The sequence below is a fragment of the Streptomyces sp. LUP30 genome, assembly GCF_001746365.1.
In the GTDB taxonomy this organism is placed as follows: domain Bacteria; phylum Actinomycetota; class Actinomycetes; order Streptomycetales; family Streptomycetaceae; genus Streptomyces.
Genome location: NZ_MJAJ01000003.1, coordinates 54,057 through 72,909, shown reverse-complemented (window position 1 = coordinate 72,909; position 18,853 = coordinate 54,057). Strand labels below are relative to the sequence as shown.

Annotated in this window: 16 protein-coding genes; 5 read left to right on the top strand and 11 right to left on the bottom strand. The window is 72.7% G+C overall.

Translation table 11 applies throughout. The annotated features are described in order from the left end of the window. Positions 1-108: 108 nt before the first annotated feature. A complete protein-coding gene (locus BG482_RS03880; RefSeq protein WP_256096247.1) occupies positions 109-1,704 on the bottom strand; it encodes a diaminobutyrate--2-oxoglutarate transaminase family protein in 1,596 nt (531 codons plus the stop codon). Positions 1,705-1,984: 280 nt separating this feature from the next. On the opposite strand from BG482_RS03880, the gene BG482_RS03875 reads away from it, so the two are divergent. Beyond that, a complete protein-coding gene (locus tag BG482_RS03875; RefSeq protein ID WP_069767419.1) occupies positions 1,985-3,208 on the top strand; it encodes a serine protease in 1,224 nt (407 codons plus the stop codon). 219 nt (positions 3,209-3,427) lie between these two features. On the opposite strand, the gene hflX is transcribed toward BG482_RS03875, so the two are convergent. The 6 genes from hflX to miaA all read right to left on the bottom strand — a co-directional run bounded on the left by hflX (position 3,428) and on the right by miaA (position 11,765). Beyond that, on the bottom strand, positions 3,428-4,921 hold the full coding sequence (gene hflX / locus BG482_RS03870; protein ID WP_069767418.1) for a GTPase HflX: 1,494 nt from the start codon (positions 4,919-4,921) through the stop codon (positions 3,428-3,430). A 137-nt stretch (positions 4,922-5,058) separates the two neighbouring features. Continuing rightward, the gene (locus BG482_RS03865) at positions 5,059-6,603 is read right to left on the bottom strand and encodes a M1 family metallopeptidase (RefSeq protein ID WP_069767417.1); all 1,545 of its coding nucleotides are present in this window, start codon (positions 6,601-6,603) and stop codon (positions 5,059-5,061) included. A 169-nt stretch (positions 6,604-6,772) separates the two neighbouring features. Further along, positions 6,773-8,962, bottom strand: a complete 2,190-nt coding sequence (locus tag BG482_RS03860) for a bifunctional (p)ppGpp synthetase/guanosine-3',5'-bis(diphosphate) 3'-pyrophosphohydrolase (RefSeq protein WP_069767416.1) — start codon at positions 8,960-8,962, stop codon at positions 6,773-6,775. A gap of 300 nt (positions 8,963-9,262) precedes the next feature. Beyond that, positions 9,263-10,132 (bottom strand): diaminopimelate epimerase, encoded by an 870-nt coding sequence (dapF, locus tag BG482_RS03855; protein ID WP_069767415.1) that lies wholly within the window; start codon positions 10,130-10,132, stop codon positions 9,263-9,265. Positions 10,133-10,208: 76 nt separating this feature from the next. Continuing rightward, positions 10,209-10,718, bottom strand: coding sequence for a hypothetical protein (locus BG482_RS03850; protein WP_069767414.1), 510 nt, complete (start codon positions 10,716-10,718; stop codon positions 10,209-10,211). 108 nt (positions 10,719-10,826) lie between these two features. Then, complete coding sequence (gene miaA, locus BG482_RS03845) at positions 10,827-11,765, bottom strand: tRNA (adenosine(37)-N6)-dimethylallyltransferase MiaA (protein WP_069767413.1); 939 nt, start codon at positions 11,763-11,765, stop codon at positions 10,827-10,829. 181 nt (positions 11,766-11,946) lie between these two features. Here miaA and BG482_RS03840 point away from each other — a divergent pair, with 181 nt between their 5' ends. Together BG482_RS03840 and BG482_RS03835 are read left to right on the top strand one after the other, a co-directional pair. Next, positions 11,947-12,246, top strand: coding sequence for a hypothetical protein (locus BG482_RS03840; RefSeq protein WP_079141562.1), 300 nt, complete (start codon positions 11,947-11,949; stop codon positions 12,244-12,246). Positions 12,247-12,270: 24 nt separating this feature from the next. Beyond that, entirely contained in the window at positions 12,271-12,543 is a 273-nt protein-coding gene (locus BG482_RS03835) for an antitoxin (protein WP_069767412.1), read from the top strand. Between the two features lie 97 nt (positions 12,544-12,640). Here BG482_RS03835 and BG482_RS03830 read toward each other — a convergent pair whose 3' ends face one another. The 4 genes from BG482_RS03830 to BG482_RS03815 form a co-directional block, all read right to left on the bottom strand. Further along, the gene (locus BG482_RS03830; RefSeq protein WP_069767411.1) at positions 12,641-13,375 is read right to left on the bottom strand and encodes a class III extradiol dioxygenase subunit B-like domain-containing protein; all 735 of its coding nucleotides are present in this window, start codon (positions 13,373-13,375) and stop codon (positions 12,641-12,643) included. Positions 13,376-13,478: 103 nt separating this feature from the next. Beyond that, on the bottom strand, positions 13,479-15,008 hold the full coding sequence (gene miaB / locus BG482_RS03825) for a tRNA (N6-isopentenyl adenosine(37)-C2)-methylthiotransferase MiaB (protein WP_176741303.1): 1,530 nt from the start codon (positions 15,006-15,008) through the stop codon (positions 13,479-13,481). A gap of 65 nt (positions 15,009-15,073) precedes the next feature. Further along, positions 15,074-15,781, bottom strand: a complete 708-nt coding sequence (locus BG482_RS03820; protein ID WP_069767409.1) for a response regulator transcription factor — start codon at positions 15,779-15,781, stop codon at positions 15,074-15,076. Then, positions 15,778-16,767 (bottom strand): sensor histidine kinase, encoded by a 990-nt coding sequence (locus BG482_RS03815; protein WP_069767408.1) that lies wholly within the window; start codon positions 16,765-16,767, stop codon positions 15,778-15,780. Before BG482_RS03815 ends, BG482_RS03820 begins: the two co-directional genes overlap by 4 nt. A 322-nt stretch (positions 16,768-17,089) precedes the next feature. Between BG482_RS03815 and BG482_RS03810 the strand changes: the two genes are divergently transcribed. Beyond that, positions 17,090-17,575: a cation:proton antiporter regulatory subunit gene (locus BG482_RS03810; RefSeq protein ID WP_069767407.1), complete on the top strand. Its 486-nt coding sequence runs from the start codon at positions 17,090-17,092 to the stop codon at positions 17,573-17,575. Between the two features lie 4 nt (positions 17,576-17,579). Next, positions 17,580-18,806 carry a cation:proton antiporter gene (locus BG482_RS03805; protein ID WP_069767406.1) on the top strand — a complete coding sequence of 409 codons (1,227 nt, stop codon included), beginning with the start codon at positions 17,580-17,582 and terminating at the stop codon, positions 18,804-18,806. The last annotated feature ends 47 nt before the right edge of the window (positions 18,807-18,853 follow it).

The window sequence follows — 18,853 nt, the reverse complement described above, 5'->3', positions numbered from 1 at the left end:
GTGGAATGAAGGGCGAAGCGAGCAGGCGCGGGCACGAAGCCGCCGGTCGCTCCCGCTCCCCCGGGCGCGCCGGGCTCCGGTGACGCCGGTGGGGAGCGGCCGGCCGGATCATCCGGCGCGGTCGGCGCGGCTGTCCTGGCGCGGGACCTGCTCGGGGGGCCGGCCCGGCGGGTTCCGTCTGCCCGGGCCGTGCGCCTCCCCCTGCCCCGCCTGCCCCGCGTGTGCCGTCAGCTCCTTGGGTCCCTTGCCTCCCTTGCCTCCCTTGTGTCCCTTGTCGGCCGTGCCGTGGGCGCGGCTCGCGGCCACGGCCGCCATGGCGTCCGCCAGTCGGTCCAGCACCGCGGCGGCCTGCTCGTCGGTGATGGTCAACGGCGGAAGCAGTCGTACGACGCCTGCGTGACGGCCCCCGAGCTCGACGATCAGGCCGCGCCGCAGGCACTCCCGCTGGAGGGCGAGGGCCAGCGCCGGGGCGGCGGGGAGGGGGCGATGCGCACCACCGAGCCCATGGGCCCCGGCGGACCCACTCATCGCACCGGCCGGGTGGACGTCGTCGGCCCCACCGGTCTCGTCGCTCCCCGCGCTCCCGCGTGGCGCTTCCGGGTCCACCATCTCGACCCCGATCATCAGCCCGCGCCCTCGTACGTCCCCCACACACGGGAACTCCTCGGCGAGGCGCCGGAGCCGGCCCAGTATGCGGGCGCCCAGGACGGCGGCGCGGTCGGCGAGGCCGTTCTCGCGGACGAAGGCGAGGGTGGCCGTGCCGGCGGCCATGGCGAGCTGGTTGCCGCGGAACGTGCCCGCGTGGGCGCCCGGTTGCCAGACGTCGAGTTCCTCTCGGTAGACGACGACGGCGAGCGGCAGGCTGCCGCCGATGGCCTTGGACAGGACCATCACGTCGGGGGTGACGCCACTGTGTTCCACCGCCCAGAACGCGCCGGTCCGCCCGACGCCCGTCTGGACCTCGTCGGCGATCAGCGGGATGGAGCGGTCCGCGGTGATCTGTCGCATCCGGCGCAGCCAGGCGTCCGGGGCCGGGATCACCCCTCCCTCCCCCTGCACGGGTTCGATGATCATCCCGGCGGGCCGCCGTACCCCCGACTTGGGATCGTCGAGGACGGACTCGGTCCAGCGGGCGGCGAGCTCGGCGCCGCGCTCGCCGCCGACGCCGAACGGGCAGCGGTAGTCCTGCGGATAGGGCAGCCGTGCCACCCTGACGTCGCCGGCGCCCCCGGAGACTTCGAGGGATCCGGCGGTCATCCCGTGGTAGGCGCCGGTGAACGCCAGGACGCCCGTACGGCCGGTGGCGGCCCGGACCAGCTTGAGCGCGGCCTCCACGGCGTCCGTGCCGGCCGGCCCGCAGAACTGCACGCGCGCGTGGTCGGCCAGGCCGGGCGGCAGGGTGCGGAACAACTCGGTGACGAAGGCGTCCTTGACGGGGGTCGCGAGGTCGAGCACCTGAAGGGGCGCGCCCGAGTCGAGCACGTTGCGGACGGCCTCCAGCACGACGGGATGGTTGTGCCCGAGGGCGAGAGCGCCGGCGCCCGAGAGACAGTCGAGGTAGCGGCGGCCGTCCGCGCCCTCGATGGTCAGGCCGCGTGCCCGCACCGGCACGATGGGCAGGGCACGCGCATAGGTGCGCGCCGCCGACTCACGCGCCGACTGACGCCTCAGAATGCCCTCGGGCACTGGCTCGGTGACGACCACGGCTTCCCGTCCTCCCGCAGTTCAGGGGCCGGGCGCGGACAGCGGACCCCCCACCGATACCAACCCCGGACCGTCTTCGCGGTTACGGGTTGCCGCAAGATCTCCGCTGTGACCGAACAGTTGCCGTTCCGTCAGGAGACCCCCACAGCGAGCGCATATCGTGTGGAGGCATCGCACCTGGCCGCGAGGCCCGCCTGAACTCGGGCGGAGCCACCCGTGAGTTCCGCTCCGGGGGAACGGCAGGTGTTTCAAGTTCGTTCACAGCAGGGGGAGTCACACCATGCGATCCACACGGCCGTCGTTCACCGTTCGCCGGAGGAGGAACGCGCGCCGCAGCACCTCCCCCGTGCTGGGCGCCGTGGCGCTCGTCTCGGTGCTCGCGCTCACCGCGACCGCGTGCGACTCGGGCGACACCGACGCCGGCGGCGAGACGCGCTCCTCCGCGCCGGCCACCGCCGACGGAAAGATCACGATCCCGGACGACATCAAGGACAAGCTCAAAGAGCACGGGATCGATCTCGACAAGTGGAAGAACGGCGCCTGGAAGAACTGGGACAGGGACGACTGGCTGCGCGAGGCGCAGGACTACGTCAACCCGATCATCAAGGGACTGTGGGACCCGGACCGGATGCGCAAGGCGGAGGACCCGGACCGCAGCGTCGACGACAGCGACCTCTCCGGCGACCAGGGCGTGACCGACCCGACGCCGCAGGCGGTGGACGCGAAGGCCGTGCCGACGAAGTACCACGCCAACGCGCCCGAGGCGGGCAAGGTGTTCTTCGACTCCCCCGAGGGCACCATGGTCTGCTCGGCGACGGTCGTGCAGGACCCGGCCCACCCGGGCAAGTCCAACCTCGTGTGGACGGCGGGCCATTGCGTGCACGCGGGCAAGGGAGGCGGCTGGTACCGCAACATCGCCTTCGTCCCGTCGTACAACGATCAGGGCCTGTCCTCCGAGCAGTTGCAGACGGCGACCAAGGAGCAGGCCGCGCCGTACGGCGTCTGGTGGGGCGACTGGACGAAGACCTCGGACCAGTGGATCGCGCAGGGCGGTCAGACCGGCGGCGACGGCGCCTCCTACGACTACGCCGTCATCCATGTGACGCCGGAGGAGGGCGGTTCGGGCAAGTCGCTGGAGGAGACGGTCGGTTCGGCTCTCCCGGTGAACTTCAAGGCCCCGGCGGTGCCGAAGGTCGACAGCATCACCGCGACCGGATACCCGGCGGCCAAGCCGTACGACGGCCAGAAGCTCTACCAGTGCCAGGACAGGCCGGGGCGGTTCTCGATCAACGCCGCGGACCCCACGATGTACCGCATCGGCTGCACGATGACCGGCGGTTCGTCGGGCGGCGGCTGGGTCGCGACGGGCTCGGACGGCAAGCCGGCGCTGGTGTCCAACACCTCGATCGGCCCGGTGAAGTCGGGGTGGCTCGCCGGCCCGCGGCTCGGCGACGTGGCCAAGGGCGTCTACGACTCGGTGAGCGGCAAGTTCGCCGGGCGGTAGCCGCACCGGCGGTGGGTCGCCGAGGGGATCTGGCAGTGGAGCCCGGGCCGTCCCACCGCTGTTCGCCCCGGCGCCCGGCGGTCCGCCCGCACCGGAGCGGCTCCTCGGCAGGCACGTGACGCACTCCGGCCGGTGAGCCGGACAGGCCGAAGGCCCGTCCTCCGCGGTGAGCGGAGGACGGGCCTTCGGCGTACGACGGGTCGGGCCGGTCGCGGCGGTCTAGGCGGTCGGCGCCGGAACGTACGGCGCGAGGTCCGCCGCCAGTTCCTCGTGCACCCGGGCCTTCAGCAGGGTGCCCTCCGCGGTGTGCTCCTCGGAGATCACCTCGCCCTCGGTGTGGGCACGGGCGACCAGGCCGCCGTGGGTGTAGGGCACGAGCGCCTCGACCTCGACCGACGGCCGCGGCAGCTCGTCGTCGATCAGCGCGAGCAGTTCGTCGATGCCCTGGCCGGTGCGGGCCGAGACGGCGATGGAGCGCTTCTCGATCCGCATGAGCCGCTGAAGCGTCAGCGGGTCGGCCGCGTCCGCCTTGTTGATGACGACGATCTCGGGCACGCCGGTGGCGCCCACGTCCCGGACGACCTCGCGCACGGCGGCCAGCTGCTCCTCCGGGTCGGGATGCGAGCCGTCCACCACGTGGAGGATCAGGTCGGACTCGCCGACCTCCTCCATGGTGGAACGGAACGCCTCGACCAGGTGATGCGGCAGGTGCCGGACGAAACCGACGGTGTCGGCCAGCGTGTACAGACGGCCGCTCGGGGTCTCCGCCCGGCGCACGGTCGGGTCCAGGGTCGCGAACAGGGCGTTCTCGACCAGGACGCCCGCACCGGTGAGGCGGTTGAGCAGGGACGACTTGCCGGCGTTGGTGTAGCCCGCGATGGCGACGGACGGCACCTTGTGGCGCTTGCGCTCCTGACGCTTGATCTCGCGGCCGGTCTTCATCTCCGCGATCTCCCGGCGCATCTTCGCCATCTTCTCGCGGATCCGACGCCGGTCCGTCTCGATCTTGGTCTCACCGGGACCACGGGTGGCGAGGCCGCCGCCCTTGCCGCCGCCCATCTGCCGGGACAGCGACTGACCCCAGCCGCGCAGCCTCGGCAGCATGTACTGCATCTGCGCGAGCGCGACCTGCGCCTTGCCCTCCCGGGACTTGGCGTGCTGGGCGAAGATGTCGAGGATCAGGGCCGTGCGGTCGATGACCTTGACCTTGACGACGTCCTCGAGGTGGATGAGCTGGCCGGGGCTGAGCTCTCCGTCGCAGATCACGGTGTCGGCGCCGGTCTCCAGGACGATGTCCCGGAGTTCGTTCGCCTTGCCGGAGCCGATGTAGGTGGCCGCGTCGGGCTTGTCACGGCGCTGGATCACGCCGTCGAGCACGAGCGCTCCCGCCGTCTCCGCGAGGGCGGCGAGCTCCGCGAGGGAGTTGTCCGCGTCCTGCGAGGTTCCCGTGGTCCAGACGCCGACGAGCACGACGCGCTCCAGGCGGAGCTGTCGGTACTCGACCTCGGTGACGTCCTCGAGCTCGGTGGAGAGACCCGCCACGCGGCGCAGGGCCGCGCGCTCGGAGCGGTCGAACTGGTCGCCGTCCCGGTCTCCGTCGATCTCGTGGCTCCAGGCGACGTCCTCTTCCATCAGGGCATCGGCCCGAAGACCTTCGGGGTAGGCGTGCGCAATGCGCTGGGTGTCCTGGGAAGGGGAAGAAGAGGAGGTCATTGGGTCCTTACGTCGTTGGGAATGCCGGTTCGGCGGCCTTCATGAGGGACAACGCACGATCAGCCCGGGAGATTCCCGTGCACCGTGCCGCGCCGACCGCACGATGGTCGCACGGTACGGCCCGTCTCGTCATCGTCTTATTCCGACGCCCGCGCGGCCGTCGGCTGCGGCTTCGGGGTCTTCGGCCCGGCCTTGGAGGCGCCCTTCGGTTCGGCCTTGGGCTCGGCCCTGGCGACCGGCGGCGCGGGCTTCCAGTCCGGGTGACCCGGCATCGCCGGCGTCTTCTCGCCGTACAGCCAGGCCTTGAAGAAGCCGCTCAGCTCACGGCCGGAGATCCCTTCGGCGAGGCGCTCGAAATCGGCCGTGGTCGCCGTGGAGTCGCGGTGGTTGTGCACCCAGGCCCGTTCCAGACGCTCGAAGGCGGGGCTGCCGATCTCCTGGCGCAGGGCGTACAGGACGAGGGCCGCGCCGTCGTAGACGTTGGGCCGGAAGATGCTGATCTTCTGGCCCGGGTGGGGCGCCTTGGGCAGCGCCGGGGGACCTCCGGCGGCGCGCCAGCGGTCGGAGGCGCCGTACGCGGCCTTCATCCGCGCCTCCAGGGTGCGGCCCGCCTTCTCCTGCGCGTACAGCGCCTCGTACCAGGTGGCGTGTCCCTCGTTGAGCCACAGGTCGGACCAGCTGCGCGGGCTGACGCTGTCGCCGAACCACTGGTGGGACAGCTCGTGCACCATGATCGACTCGACGTACCACTTGGGGTAGCCGGGCTCGGTGAAGAGGTCCTTCTCGAAGAGGGACAGGGTCTGGGTCTCCAGCTCGAACCCGGTCGAGGCGTCGGCCATGAGCAGGCCGTACGTCTCGAAGGGGTAGGGGCCGACCTTGCTCTCCATCCAGGCGATCTGCTCGGGGGTCTTCTTCAGCCACGGCTCCAGGGCCTCGCGGTCCTTGGTGGGCACGACGTCCCGCACCGGGAGGGCGTGCGGTCCCTCGCGGTGCACGACGGTGGAACGCCCGATCGACACCTGGGCGAGCTCGGTCGCCATGGGGTGCTGGGTGCGATAGGTCCACGTGGTCGCCGCGCCGACGCGTTCGACCCCGGCCGGCAGGCCGCCCGCGACCGCCGTGTAGTCGTTGGGTGCGGTGACCCGGATGGTGAACATCGCCTTGTCGGAGGGGTGGTCGTTGCACGGGAAGACCAGGTGGGCGGCGTCCGCCTGGTTGGCCATGGCGAGGCCGTCCGCGGTCCTGACCCAGCCGCCGTCCCGGTCGTCGGCGCTCACGGGATCACTGCTGTGCCGCACGGTGATCCGGACCCAGCTGCCCGGGGGCAGTGACCTCGACGGGGTGACCACCAGGTCGTCGCCTGCTCCGGCGAAGGCGGCGGGCTCGCCGTCGACCTCGACCGAGTCGACCTTGCCGTGGGCGAAGTCGAGGTTGATCCGGTCCAGGGCGGCCGTGGTCCAGGCGTCGATGGTGGTGACCGCCTTGAGCGGCTCGCTGTTGACGCCGGAATAGGTGAAGGACAGGTCGTACGAGGCGACGTCGTACCCGGGGTTGCCCAGGTACGGGAAGAGGCGGTCGCCGAGGCCGAGCGGGTCCGCCGGAGCACTGGCGGCGACGAGGCAGACGGAGACGGCCGAGGCGAGCAGCGCGGACTTGAGCCGGACGCGGGGGGTGAGCAGCATGCACCACCGCTACCAGCGCGGACGCGGGCCGCGTCGGCGACGCGCTCCCGGCCCACCCGAACGGATGGCGCCCGCGCGCGTGAGCGGACGCCCAGGAGAAACCGGGCCGACCCGGGCGAACTCGGGAGAACGGCGCCGCGACGCGCGCACCCCGCGCGCGGGGTGTGCCCTACGCCGGTTCGGCCGAGGTCTGCGCGTGGTGCTGCGCGCGGTCCACGTCGTACACGCCCGGCACGTTGCGCATGGCCCGCATGAGGGCCGGCAGGTGGGCGGCGTCGGGAAGCTGGACGGTGTACCTGTGACGTACTCGCTGCTGGCTCGGGGGCTCGACGGTCGCGGAGACGATCTCGGCGCCTTCCAGGGCCATCGCCTCGGTGAGGTCGGCGAGCAGATGGGCCCGGCCGAACGATTCGGCGACCAGGGTGACCCGGCAGCCGGTGGTGTCGCCCCAGCGCACGTCGGCCTCTTCGCGCCCCGCGCTCGCCATGCGCCCCACGGCGTCGCATTCCGCGCGGTGCACGGTGACCACTCCCCCGCGCACCAGGAACCCGGTGATGTCGTCGAGCGGTACGGGCGTGCAGCACCCGGCGAGCCGCACGGTGGCGTCGGGCCGGTCGACCACCGTGACGGCGGCTCCGGGGCGCTCGGCGGGCACGTCGGCTCCGAAGGGGTCGGCCGCGGACCGGGCGGTCGCCTCGGCGGCCTTGGCGGCCTCCGGGTCCCCCGCCGGTGCGGGATCCTCCGGCTCGGCCGGGGCGGGGTGCGTCGCCAGCCATCGCTGGATGGCGATCCGGGCGGCCGGGGTGTGGGCGTGCTCCAGCCACTCCCTGGACGGCTCCGAGGCCGGGTCCTGGCCCATGAGGAGCTGGACGGTGTCGCCGTCCCGCAGAACGGTGCTGAGGGTCGCCAGACGGCCGTTCACCCGGGCGCCGATGCAGGCGTGGGCGTCCTCGCCGTACTGCGCGTACGCCGCGTCGACGCAGGTCGCGCCCTCGGGCAGGCCGAGCGTGCCGCCGTCCGGGCGGAAGACGGTGATCTCTCGGTCCTGCGCGAGGTCCTCGCGCAGGGTGGACCAGAAGGTGTCCGGGTCGGGCGCGGCCTCCTGCCAGTCCAGGAGACGGGAGAGCCAGCCGGGCCGCGTCGGGTCGACACGCTCCTCGTCGGCCGCCGCGGCCCGTTCCCGGGCCTGCTCCTCGGAGGGAGCCGGGTAGGGATTGCCGAGCGCCACGACGCCGGCCTCCGCCACCTTGTGCATCTGGTGGGTGCGGATGAGGACTTCGGCGACCTGGCCGTCCTCGCGGGCGACCGCGGTGTGCAGCGACTGGTACAGGTTGAACTTGGGGACGGCGATGAAGTCCTTGAACTCCGAGACCACCGGCGTCATACAGGTGTGCAGCTCGCCCAGGACGGCGTAACAGTCGGCGTCCTCGTTCACCAGCACCAGCAGGCGGCCGAAGTCGGAGCCGCGCATCCGGCCGCGCTTGCGGGAGAAGCGGTGCACGGAGACGAAGTGCCGGGGGCGGATGAGGACTTCGGCCTGGATGCCGGCGTCGCGCAGGATCGCTCGCATCGTGTCGGCGAACTCCGCGAGGGGGTCGTACGCGCGGGACGCGTTCTCGACGACGAGCTCGCGGGTGTGCTCGTACTCCTCGGGGTGCAGGATCGCGAAGACGAGGTCTTCCAGCTCGGTCTTGAGGGCCTGGACGCCGAGACGCTCGGCGAGCGGGATGAGGACGTCCCGGGTGACCTTGGCGATGCGCTCCTGTTTCTCGGGGCGCATCACGCCCAGGGTGCGCATGTTGTGCAGCCGGTCGGCGAGCTTGATCGACATCACGCGGACGTCGTTGCCGGTGGCGACGAGCATCTTGCGGAAGGTCTCGGGCTCGGCGGCCGCGCCGTAGTCGACCTTCTCCAACTTGGTGACGCCGTCGACGAGATAGCGCACCTCGGCGCCGAACTGCTCCCCGACCTGGTCGAGCGTCACATCGGTGTCCTCGACGGTGTCGTGGAGCAGCGAGGCGGTCAGGGTCGTGGTCTCCGCGCCGAGTTCGGCGAGGATCAGGGTCACGGCGAGCGGGTGGGTGATGTAGGGCTCGCCGCTCTTGCGCATCTGGCCGCGGTGCGAGGACTCGGCGAGGACATAGGCGCGGCGCAGGGTTTCGAGGTCGGCGTCGGGGTGGTGGGCGCGGTGGACCTCCACGACGTGGCCGATCGCGTCCGGGAGCCGGCCGCGGGAGGCGGGGCCGAGCAGTGCGGCGCCGACCAGGCGGCGCAGATCGATCCGGGGACGGCTGCGCCTGCGGGGCGTGGCCGGCGCTACCGGGCCTGGGGTCGCAGGGTTCGTGGCCTCCGCACTCATGGGCACCTCCGGCTGCGTGGACCGGCGGACGGGGTGTCCCAGGGCGGACACGGCTCAGGGGACTGGTGAACGGTCCCCCGTCCGGGCCGGTGCTTGATGCTACCGAGCCCACCACGCGGGACCGACCGCCTCTCGCCGAGCGTGAAACGGATCACCCATTCGAGCGACGGATGGCGGGTTTACGGTTTTGAGCCACCCGTCCTGGTGCCGGTCGCGCATTCGAACCCCCGGCCCGCCAATCGGGGTTGATCATGCGCGCCTCCGGGGCGGCCCGGCCTCCGATATGAAGTCCGGCTCACCTCAGAGGCCGGCTGTTTCCAGCCACTCGGACTCGATCTCCCCTGTGGCGACGATCACTGCGGGGCCGGTCATCTCGATCTCGCCGTCCGGCAGTTCGATGATCACCAGGCGTCCGCCCGGCACGTCGACCGTGTACGTGGCCGGCGTCCCGGTGAGCGCCGGGTCGGCGCCGTCCCTGCGCGCGGCCGCCACGGCGACGGCGCACGCGCCCGTGCCGCACGAACGGGTCTCGCCGGACCCGCGCTCGTGCACACGCAGGGCCACGTGGCGCGGGCCGCGGTCCACCACGAACTCCACGTTGACCCCGTCAGGGTAGGCGGAGGCCGGGCTGAAGGGCGGCGGCGCGTGCAGATCGCCCGCGTGGGCGAGGTCGTCGACGAAGGCGACGGCGTGCGGGTTGCCCATGTTGACGTTGCGCGCGGGCCAGCTGCGCTCGCCGACGCTCACCGTGACGTCCCCCTCGGGGAGGAGCGCCCTGCCCATGCCGACGGTGACGTCGCCGTCCTTGGCGAGGTGCACGCGCTTGACGCCCGCGCGCGTGGCGACCGTCAGATCGCCCTCGGAGACGAGGCCGGCGTGCTGGAGATAGCGGGCGAAGACGCGGACCCCGTTGCCGCACATCTCGGCGATGGAGCCGTCGCCGTTGCGGTAGTCCATGAACCACTCCGCCCGGTCCGCCATCTCCTTCGCCTCGGGGTGCGCGGCGGACCGCACGACGTGCAGCAGACCGTCACCGCCGATGCCCGCGCGTCGGTCGCACAGGGCGGCGACGGCGGCCGGCGGGAGGTCGACGGCGTTGTCGGGGTCCGGAACGATCACGAAGTCGTTCTCGGTACCGTGTCCCTTGAGGAAGGCGATCCGAGTGCTCATCCCTCGATCGTACGGGGTGGCCACGACACCGGGTCCGGGCCGCGGAGCAGCCGGCCGCCACCCGTGTGCGGGCGGCTCAGCGGAGCCGGGCGACCCGCCAGACCGCCAGGGCCACCACCGCGGCGACCATCACGACGTAGGCGATGGCGACCCGCCAGTCGGGCCGGCGCCCGGAGCCGCGCGCGGGCAGGCCGGGCCACGTGTAACCGACGCGGCGGGCGGCCATCATCCCCCAGCCGGCCGCGCAGGAGCAGATCAGCAGCCCCAGCATGGCGATCATGGCCCCGCTGTCGCCGAAGTCGAAGGCGAGCGGGAAGGCGAACATCAGGGAGCCGATCGCGGCCAGGGCCACGATGGGCGCGAGCTGCCAGATCCGCAGCCGACGCTGCGGGCGCAGCTCGACCTCGACCTCGGGACCGCTCGCGAACATCTCCTCGGGCTCGGGACCGTCGTCGGTCACACCGCCCTGGGTGTCGTCCTCGTCCGGCCCGTCCGGGCTCAGACGGAACTCACCGGGCTCCGGTTCACCGCTGCCGGTGATGCGGTGCTCGGTGCCTTGTGCGGTGTCGCGAGGGCCGGCCTCCATCGCCACGCGCCCTCCCAACTCGGACTCCACTTGGTCGATCGAAGCTCGATGATGGCACGCCGTCGGAGGCCCGGATGACGGCCTGGGCGTCCCGATGCCATGACGTGATCAGGCTGTGACCGGTCGCTCGACCAACGCCAGCGCGAGCTCGGGAAGTTCCGCGACGTCAGCCGCAGCCCCACTCAACCAGTGCACCCGCGGATCGCGCCTGAACCACGAATCCTGACGGCGCGCGAAGCGCTTGGTGGCACGCACGGTCTCCGCGCGCGCCTCGCCCTCGGTGCACTCACCGGCCAGGGCCGCGAGGATCTGCTGGTATCCGAGCGCGCGGGACGCCGTGCGCCCTTCGCGCAGGCCCTGCGCCTCCAGCGCGCGGACCTCGTCCACGAGTCCCGCGTCCCACATCCGGTCGACGCGGCGGGCGATGCGCTCGTCGAGTTCGGGACGCGCCACGTCGACCCCGATCTGGACGGTGTCGTAGACGGAGTCATGGCCGGGCAGGTTGGCGGTGAAGGGCTTGCCGGTGATCTCGATCACTTCGAGGGCGCGGACGATGCGGCGGCCGTTGCCGGGCAGGATCGCCTGCGCGGCCTCGGGGTCGGCGGCGGCCAGCCGGGCGTGCAGCGCGCCCGACCCGCGCAGCGTGAGCTCCTCCTCCAGCCTGGCGCGCACCTCGGGGTCGGTGCCGGGGAACTCCAGGTTGTCGACGGCGCCGCGGACGTACAGACCGGAGCCGCCGACGAGGACCGGCCAGCGTCCCTCGGCGAGCAGTGCGTCGATCCGCTCGCGCGCCAGCCGCTGGTACTCGGCGACGGAGGCGGTGACGGTGACGTCCCAGACGTCCAGGAGGTGGTGCGGGACTCCGGCGCGCTCCTCGGGCGTCAGTTTGGCGGTGCCGATGTCCATCCCTCGGTAGAGCTGCATGGAGTCGGCGTTGACGACCTCGCCGCCGAGCCGCCGGGCCAGAAAAACGCCCAGATCGGACTTTCCGGCCGCGGTCGGTCCGACGACGGCGATGACGCGGGGGGCGGGGGGTGCGCTGCTCACTGCACCAGTCTCGCAAACCCCGCCCCCGGCCTCGAACGAGTTACGTGACGGCGTCGGCCCGGGGTCGTTCCCCGTTGCGGGATTTCCGTCGCCCTGCGCAAGGGCGGCACCCCCCGGTGGCACGAACGGACGCACCGGCCGACGCGGGATTTCGCCCGCACGAGTACCGTATGGAGTGGACATGGGCGTTTTGGCGCGACTTTTCCGGAGGTCGAAGTCCGTGGAGGTGCCGGCGACGGAGGAGGCGGCCACCGCCGCCGACGAGGCATCGGCCGACGCGACGGAGGACGTGGCCAAGGCGGAAACGGTCACGGAGGACTCGCAGGAGACGACCGAGGCCGCGTCCGCAACGCACGGCGAGGCGGCGAAGGAGCCGGTCGCCGCCTCCGACGACGGTGCCGACGGCGTCGGCATCCCCCGTCAGCAGTCCCCCGAGGAGACGGCCGACAGTGAGGCCGCCGACGAGGGCGCCCGTACATAACGCACCCGCGAGGGAAGGTGGCCCATGGGTCTCTTGGACAGTTTGAAGGCCAGGCTCGCCCCGGCCAAGGGCAAGGTCTCGGACCTCGCACAGCAGCACGGGGGCAAGGTGCATCACGGCCTCGACAAGGCCGCCAAGGTCGTCGACGAGAAGACCAAGGGCAAGTACAGCGACAGGATCCACACGGGCACCGACAAGGCCAAGGGGGCCATGGAGCGGCTCGCGCACAAGGACGAGCCTTCGACGGGAGGCGGTGACACCTTCGTCCCGCCGACCCCGCCGCCACCGGCTTCCTGACCGGGCGTGGATCGGCGGACGGCCGCGCGGCGGGAACGCTCGCGGCCGTCCGCCGATCCACGCCCGGGGCCGGACCACGCCCCGCGGCGCAGGGCGGCTACGTCCAGGTCGCGACCACGTAGCCCACGCCGTACGGCGCGTCCGCGTAGAGCAGCGCGCCCGTCAGCCCGGCGTCCTCGGCGGCGCCCGCGAGCACCTGCCACGGCGCCCGGCCGCAGGCCTTGAGCTCATACGCCAGCTGCGCGTCCAGCGCCTTGAGCGCCGCCACGTCCGCCGTGCCCAGCGCGCGGGCGACCTCCGCGTCGAAGGGGGCAGCGCGCTCGTCGAGATAGCCGGGGGCCTTCAGCGTCCGGCACGCGCTCGCGTCACCCATCACCAGCAGGGCGACCCGTCCCGGCGCCGCGCCGATCTCCCGGCCCACCTCGACGCAGCGCTCCGCCGCGAGCGGTTCCCCGACGCCGAGACCCTCTACCGGGGCGGCCGCCCATCCGGCCCGCTCCAGCAGCCAGGCGCCGACGGCGAGGGACGGCGGCAGATCGCGGGCGGGCGGCGCGTCCGGTGCGGCCGCCGCGGTGTCGTCGCCGTGGCCGAGGCGTACGCCGACGTCCACTCCGAAGGCGCGGAACGAACCCCGCGCGCCGTGGGGGTGGAGGCCTCGTCCGGTCTTCTCGGCGGGCCCGACGACCACGAGCCGGTCCGGCCTGGCGGCCGCCAGCACGGCCAGCGCGTCGGAGCAGGCGGTACGCGCCGCGTCCAGTTCCGACGCGGCGCCGGCGGCGACCTCGGGCACGAGCAGCGGCGGACAGGGGCAGACGGAGGCGGCGACAAGCATGATCCGCAGGGTAACCCCGCGGGCGTGCCCCCGGGCACCCCGCCGGGTCGTCCTCGGCGGTGCGCCCTCATCGGGGCGTCACCGGCCGAGGCGAGCTCCGTCGTCAGTCGCAGCCGCAGCCGCTGCCCGTGGCCACCGGAAGCGGCGCGGGCACGCCGATCTTGGGCAGACCGAGCAGGACGCCGGCCGGCTTGGCCGCCTGGTCCGCGGTGCGCTTCTCCCAGGCGTCACCCGCGCGCGTGCGGCGCACGTCCAGGACGGCGCCCTCGGCCAGGAGGTGGTGCGGGGCGGCATACGTGATCTCGACCGTCACCACGTCGCCGGGGCGCACCTGCTGCTCCGGCTTGGTGAAGTGCACCAGACGGTTGTCGGGGGCGCGACCGGACAGACGGTGCGTGGCGCCGTCCTTGCGGCCCTCGCCCTCGGCCACCATCAGCTCCAGGGTGCGGCCGACCTGCTTCTTGTTCTCCTCCCAGGAGATCTCCTCCTGCAGGGCGACGAGACGCTCGTAACGCGCCTGGACGACCTCCTTGGGGATCTGCTCCTCCATGGTCGCGGCAGGGGTGCCGGGGCGCTTGGAGTACTGGAAGGTGAACGCCTGCGCGAAGCGGGCCTCGCGGACCGCGTGCAGGGTCTGGTCGAAGTCCTCCTCGGTCTCGCCGGGGAAGCCCACGATGATGTCGGTGGTGATCGCCGCGTGCGGGATGGCGGCGCGCACCTTCTCGATGATCCCGAGGTAGCGCTCCTGCCGGTAGGAGCGGCGCATCGCCTTCAGGACCGTGTCCGAGCCCGACTGCATGGGCATGTGCAGCTGCGGCATCACGTTGGGCGTCTCGGCCATGGCGGCGATGACGTCGTCGGTGAAGTCGCGCGGGTGCGGGGAGGTGAAGCGGACGCGCTCCAGGCCCTCGATCGCGCCGCACGCGCGGAGCAGCTTGCTGAAGGCCTCGCGGTCGCCGATGTCGGAGCCGTAGGCGTTGACGTTCTGGCCGAGCAGGGTGATCTCGCTGACTCCCTCGGCTACCAGGGCCTCGATCTCGGCGAGGATGTCGCCGGTGCGGCGGTCCTTCTCCTTGCCGCGCAGCGCCGGGACGATGCAGAACGTGCACGTGTTGTTGCAGCCGACGGAGATCGACACCCAGGCCGCGTAGGCGCTCTCACGCCGCGTCGGCAGGGTGGAGGGGAAGGCCTCCAGCGACTCGGCGATCTCGACCTGGGCCTCTTCCTGCACGCGCGCGCGTTCGAGCAGGACCGGCAGCTTGCCGATGTTGTGCGTGCCGAAGACGACGTCCACCCAGGGCGCCCGCTTCACGATGGTGTCGCGGTCCTTCTGCGCGAGGCAGCCGCCGACCGCGATCTGCATCCCGGGCCGGGTCGCCTTCCGCGGGGCGAGACGGCCGAGGTTGCCGTAGAGCCGGTTGTCGGCGTTCTCGCGCACCGCGCAGGTGTTGAAGACGACGACGTCCGCGTCGCCGTCCGATCCTTCGGGGGCGCGCACGTACCCGGCCTCTTCGAGCAGCCCGGACAATCGCTCGGAGTCGTGGACGTTCATCTGGCACCCGTAAGTGCGGATCTCGTAGCTCTTGGGGGCTTGGACGTCCACTGCGAGGCTCCGGTCGCTGCTGCTGGTCATGGCTCAAGGGTAGGCGCTCGCCGGAGGACGCCCGCCGCCCCCGCTCTCCCGGGGCCCCGGCGGGCTCAGGGGTCGATGAGACCGGCGCGGATCGCGTAACGGGTGAGCTCCAGCCGGTCGCGCATGCCGAGCTTGTGCAGGAGGTTGGCGCGGTGCCGTTCGACCGTCTTGGCGCTGATGAAGAGCAGCGCGCCGATCTCCCTGGAGGTGTGCCCTTCGGCCACGAGCTTGAGGATCTCCTCCTCGCGCTCGGTGATGGGCCGCTCGGGCAGGCCGTCGACGTCGTCGCCGCGGTGCAGCCGGTCCAGGTACGAGCGGACGAGCGCCCGCTCCGCGCCGGGGTAGATGAACGGCTCGTCGCGCACGACCGCGTGACAGGCTTCGACCAGGTCCCGGTCGGCGACCGACTTCAGCACGTATCCCCCGGCCCCGGCCTTGAGGGCCTCGAAGAAGTACTGCTCGTTGTCGTACATCGTCAGGATGAGGATGGGCAGATCCGGGAGTCGCCGGGAGAGTTCACGCGCCGCCTGCAGCCCGGTCATCCGAGGCATGGCCACGTCCAGGACGGCCAGGTCGACGTCCCCCTCCCGGGCGCGTTCGACCGCCTCGGCCCCGTCGCCGGCCTCGGCGACCACCGTCAGGTCGGGCTCGCCGTCCAGGATGAGCCGCACTCCCCGGCGGACGAGCGTGTGGTCGTCCGCGAGGAGGACGCGGATCGGCGCGGACGGCGCAGGCCGTGGGGCCGGCGCCTGCGAGGGCGTGGCGTGGGTCATCGGAGGCCTCCGGGGGAGGCCGGAGCGGTGGTCGCCGGGGCGGCGCCCGCGGCCGCCCGCAGCCGTATGTCCGTCCCGCCGCTGCCGTTCGCGCCCGACGTGACGCTGAGGGCCGCGCCGATCAGCAGGGCTCGCTCGCGCATCCCGCGGATGCCGGCGCTCTCCCCGGTCTGCGCGCCCAAGCCCGTGCCGTTGTCCCGTACGAGGAGTTCGACGCCGTCGGCGGCGGGGCTCAGACGGAGTTCGGCGCGGTCGGCGCCCGAGTGCCGTGCGGTGTTGGTGAGGGCCTCCTGAGCCACGCGGTAGACCACCAGTTCCGTCTCCTCGGTCAGGGGCGGCAGCCCGGCGCGAAGATCGTGGCGCACCGTCAGCCCGTGGGTGGTGAACTCGGCGGCCAGCGAGCGCAGCGCACTGAGCAGGCCCAGTTCGTCGAGGACACCGGGGCGCAGCCGACGGGCGATGCGCCGGATCTCGTCCAGGCCGGCCCTGGTGGCCTCCTGCGCCTGGCCCAGTTCCTCGCGCAGGTCCTTCGGGGCCCGGTCGGCGACGCGCTTGAGCTGGAGCAGCACGGCGGTGAGCGTCTGGCCGACCTCGTCGTGGAGCTCGCGGGCGACGCGGTGGCGCTCCCGTTCCTGCGCGGACAGCGCCCCGGCGGCGCTGGCGGCGCGCTCGGCCGCCAGCCGGTCCAGCATGGCGTTGTACGTGGTGATCAGCTCGGCCGTCTCCACCGGCCCCGAGACGACGGCGCGGGCCCCGGGGCGCAGCAGGTCGGCGTCGGCCATGGCCCGGCCCAGCCGTCCCAGCGGCGCGAGGCCGACGCGCAGCACGACCGCGTTGACGGTCAGCAGCACGGCCAGGCCGGCCACCACGACGAGCACCTCGCCCGGCAGTATCGGCGTGGAGACGGTCACCGGGCCCAGGAGCAACGCGGCCGCCACGACCAGGCCGACGGCGTCGAGGGCGAAGATCCGCCAGAACAACGACATGTGCGCGACTCCTCCTCCGCCTCGTCCGCCTCGTCCGCCTCGTCCGCGTCGTCTGTCCGGGCCTTCTCGGCCGTCCCGGCCGACTCGCCCGTCTCGGTCTTCCCGGCTGTCTCCTCCTACGTCGCCGGGACCGTCCCGGCGAGGTCTCCATGGCACCGCCGTGACCAGCCTCTCCGTCGGCCGGCGGCCCTGTCCATCCGTCACGACACCCATGTCGTCACCGTACGGGCAGGTGGCAGCATGGCGGCTCCGGGCACTCGTCGGTAGACGTCACGGAACCACCGACCACGACCAGCGACCACGACCAGCAAGGGGAAGAAACGTGCCTGCTCCACGCCTGCGAACGACTCCGCTGCCAGGCATCGGAGTCCAGTACGACCTCGTGACGCGGGAGCAGCGCCACCTGTCGGTCGTGGCGCACCGCGACGGCGCCCGCACCGTGAACGTGTACCGGACCGACGACCCCGACTCCTGCGCACAGTCGCTGCGGCTGACCGGCGCCGAGGCGGGCGCGGTGATCGACGCGCTGATGCCGTCCCACCACAGCGCGAGCCTGCTGTACACGACGGACCTGGGGCTGGTCGCCGAGCGGGTGGAGGTGGCGGCGACCTCCCGCTGGAACGGGCGGCTGCTGGGCGACACCCGGATGCGCACGGAGACCGGCGCGTCGATCGTGGCGGTGCTGCGGCGGGCCGAGGCGATACCGTCCCCGACGCCGGAGTTCCGTCTCGCGGGCGGTGACACGCTCATCGTCGTCGGCACCCGCGAGGGCGTCGACGCGGCCGCGGCGATCCTCGGTCGGGAGTGACCGGGTGCACTCCGCAGTCCTGCTGATCGAGTTCGGTTCCATCATTCTCTGCCTCGGCCTGCTCGGCCGGTTCGCGGCCCGGTTCCGGTTCTCGCCGATCCCGCTCTATCTGCTGGCCGGGCTGGCCTTCGGCGAGGGCGGGCTGCTGCCGCTCGGCGCGAGCGAGGAGTTCGTGGCCACCGGCGCCGAGATCGGCGTCATCCTGCTGCTGCTGATGCTCGGCCTGGAGTACACGGCGAGCGATCTGGTCTCCAACCTCAAGGCCCATTACCCGTCCGGCCTCGTCGACTGCGCCCTCAACGCCCTGCCGGGCGCCGCCGCCGCGTTGCTGCTGGGCTGGGGGCCGGTGGCGGCCGTGGTGCTGGCGGGCGTCACGTGGATCTCGTCCTCGGGGGTGATCGCCAAGGTGCTGGGCGATCTGGGGCGGGTCGGCAACCGGGAGACGCCGGTGATCCTCAGCGTGCTGGTGCTGGAGGACCTGGCCATGGCCGTCTACCTGCCGATCGTCACCGCCCTGGTGGCCGGGGCGGGGCTGGCGGCCGGCAGCGTGACCCTGGCGATCGCGCTGGGCGTCGCGGGTCTCGTGCTGTTCGCCGCGGTGCGCTACGGCCGGGTCATCTCGCGCTTCGTGTCGAGCGACGACCCGGAGAAACTGCTGCTGGTCGTGCTGGGGCTGACGATCCTGGTCGCCGGCGTGGCACAACAGTTGCAGGTGTCCGCGGCGGTCGGGGCGTTCCTGGTGGGCATAGCGCTGTCCGGGGAGGTCGCCGAGGGCGCGCACACGCTGCTGAGCCCGCTGCGGGACCTGTTCGCCGCGGTGTTCTTCGTCTTCTTCGGGCTGCACACCGACCCGGCGAGCATTCCTCCCGTCCTCCTGCCGGCCCTCGCCCTGGCCGCCGTCACCGCCGCGACGAAGATCGCCACCGGCTACTGGGCGGCCCGACGCGCCGGAATCTCGGTCAAGGGACGCTGGCGGGCCGGCGGCGCGCTGGTCGCGCGCGGGGAGTTCTCGATCGTCATCGCCGGTCTGGCGGTCACCGCCGGGATCGAGCCGTCCCTCGGGCCGCTGGCCACGGCGTACGTGCTGATCCTGGTCGTGATGGGCCCCCTCACCGCCCGCTTCACGGAGCCGCTCGCGACGCGCTGGACGCGCCGTCGGGACCCTCGCGGGAGGACCGCGGTACCGGAGCAGCCGGTCGAGGCCCGACCGCAGGCGCCGGTGGGCGACTGAGGCGGTACGACACGGCGGGTCGGGAGGACCGCGTGCGCGCCCCGGAG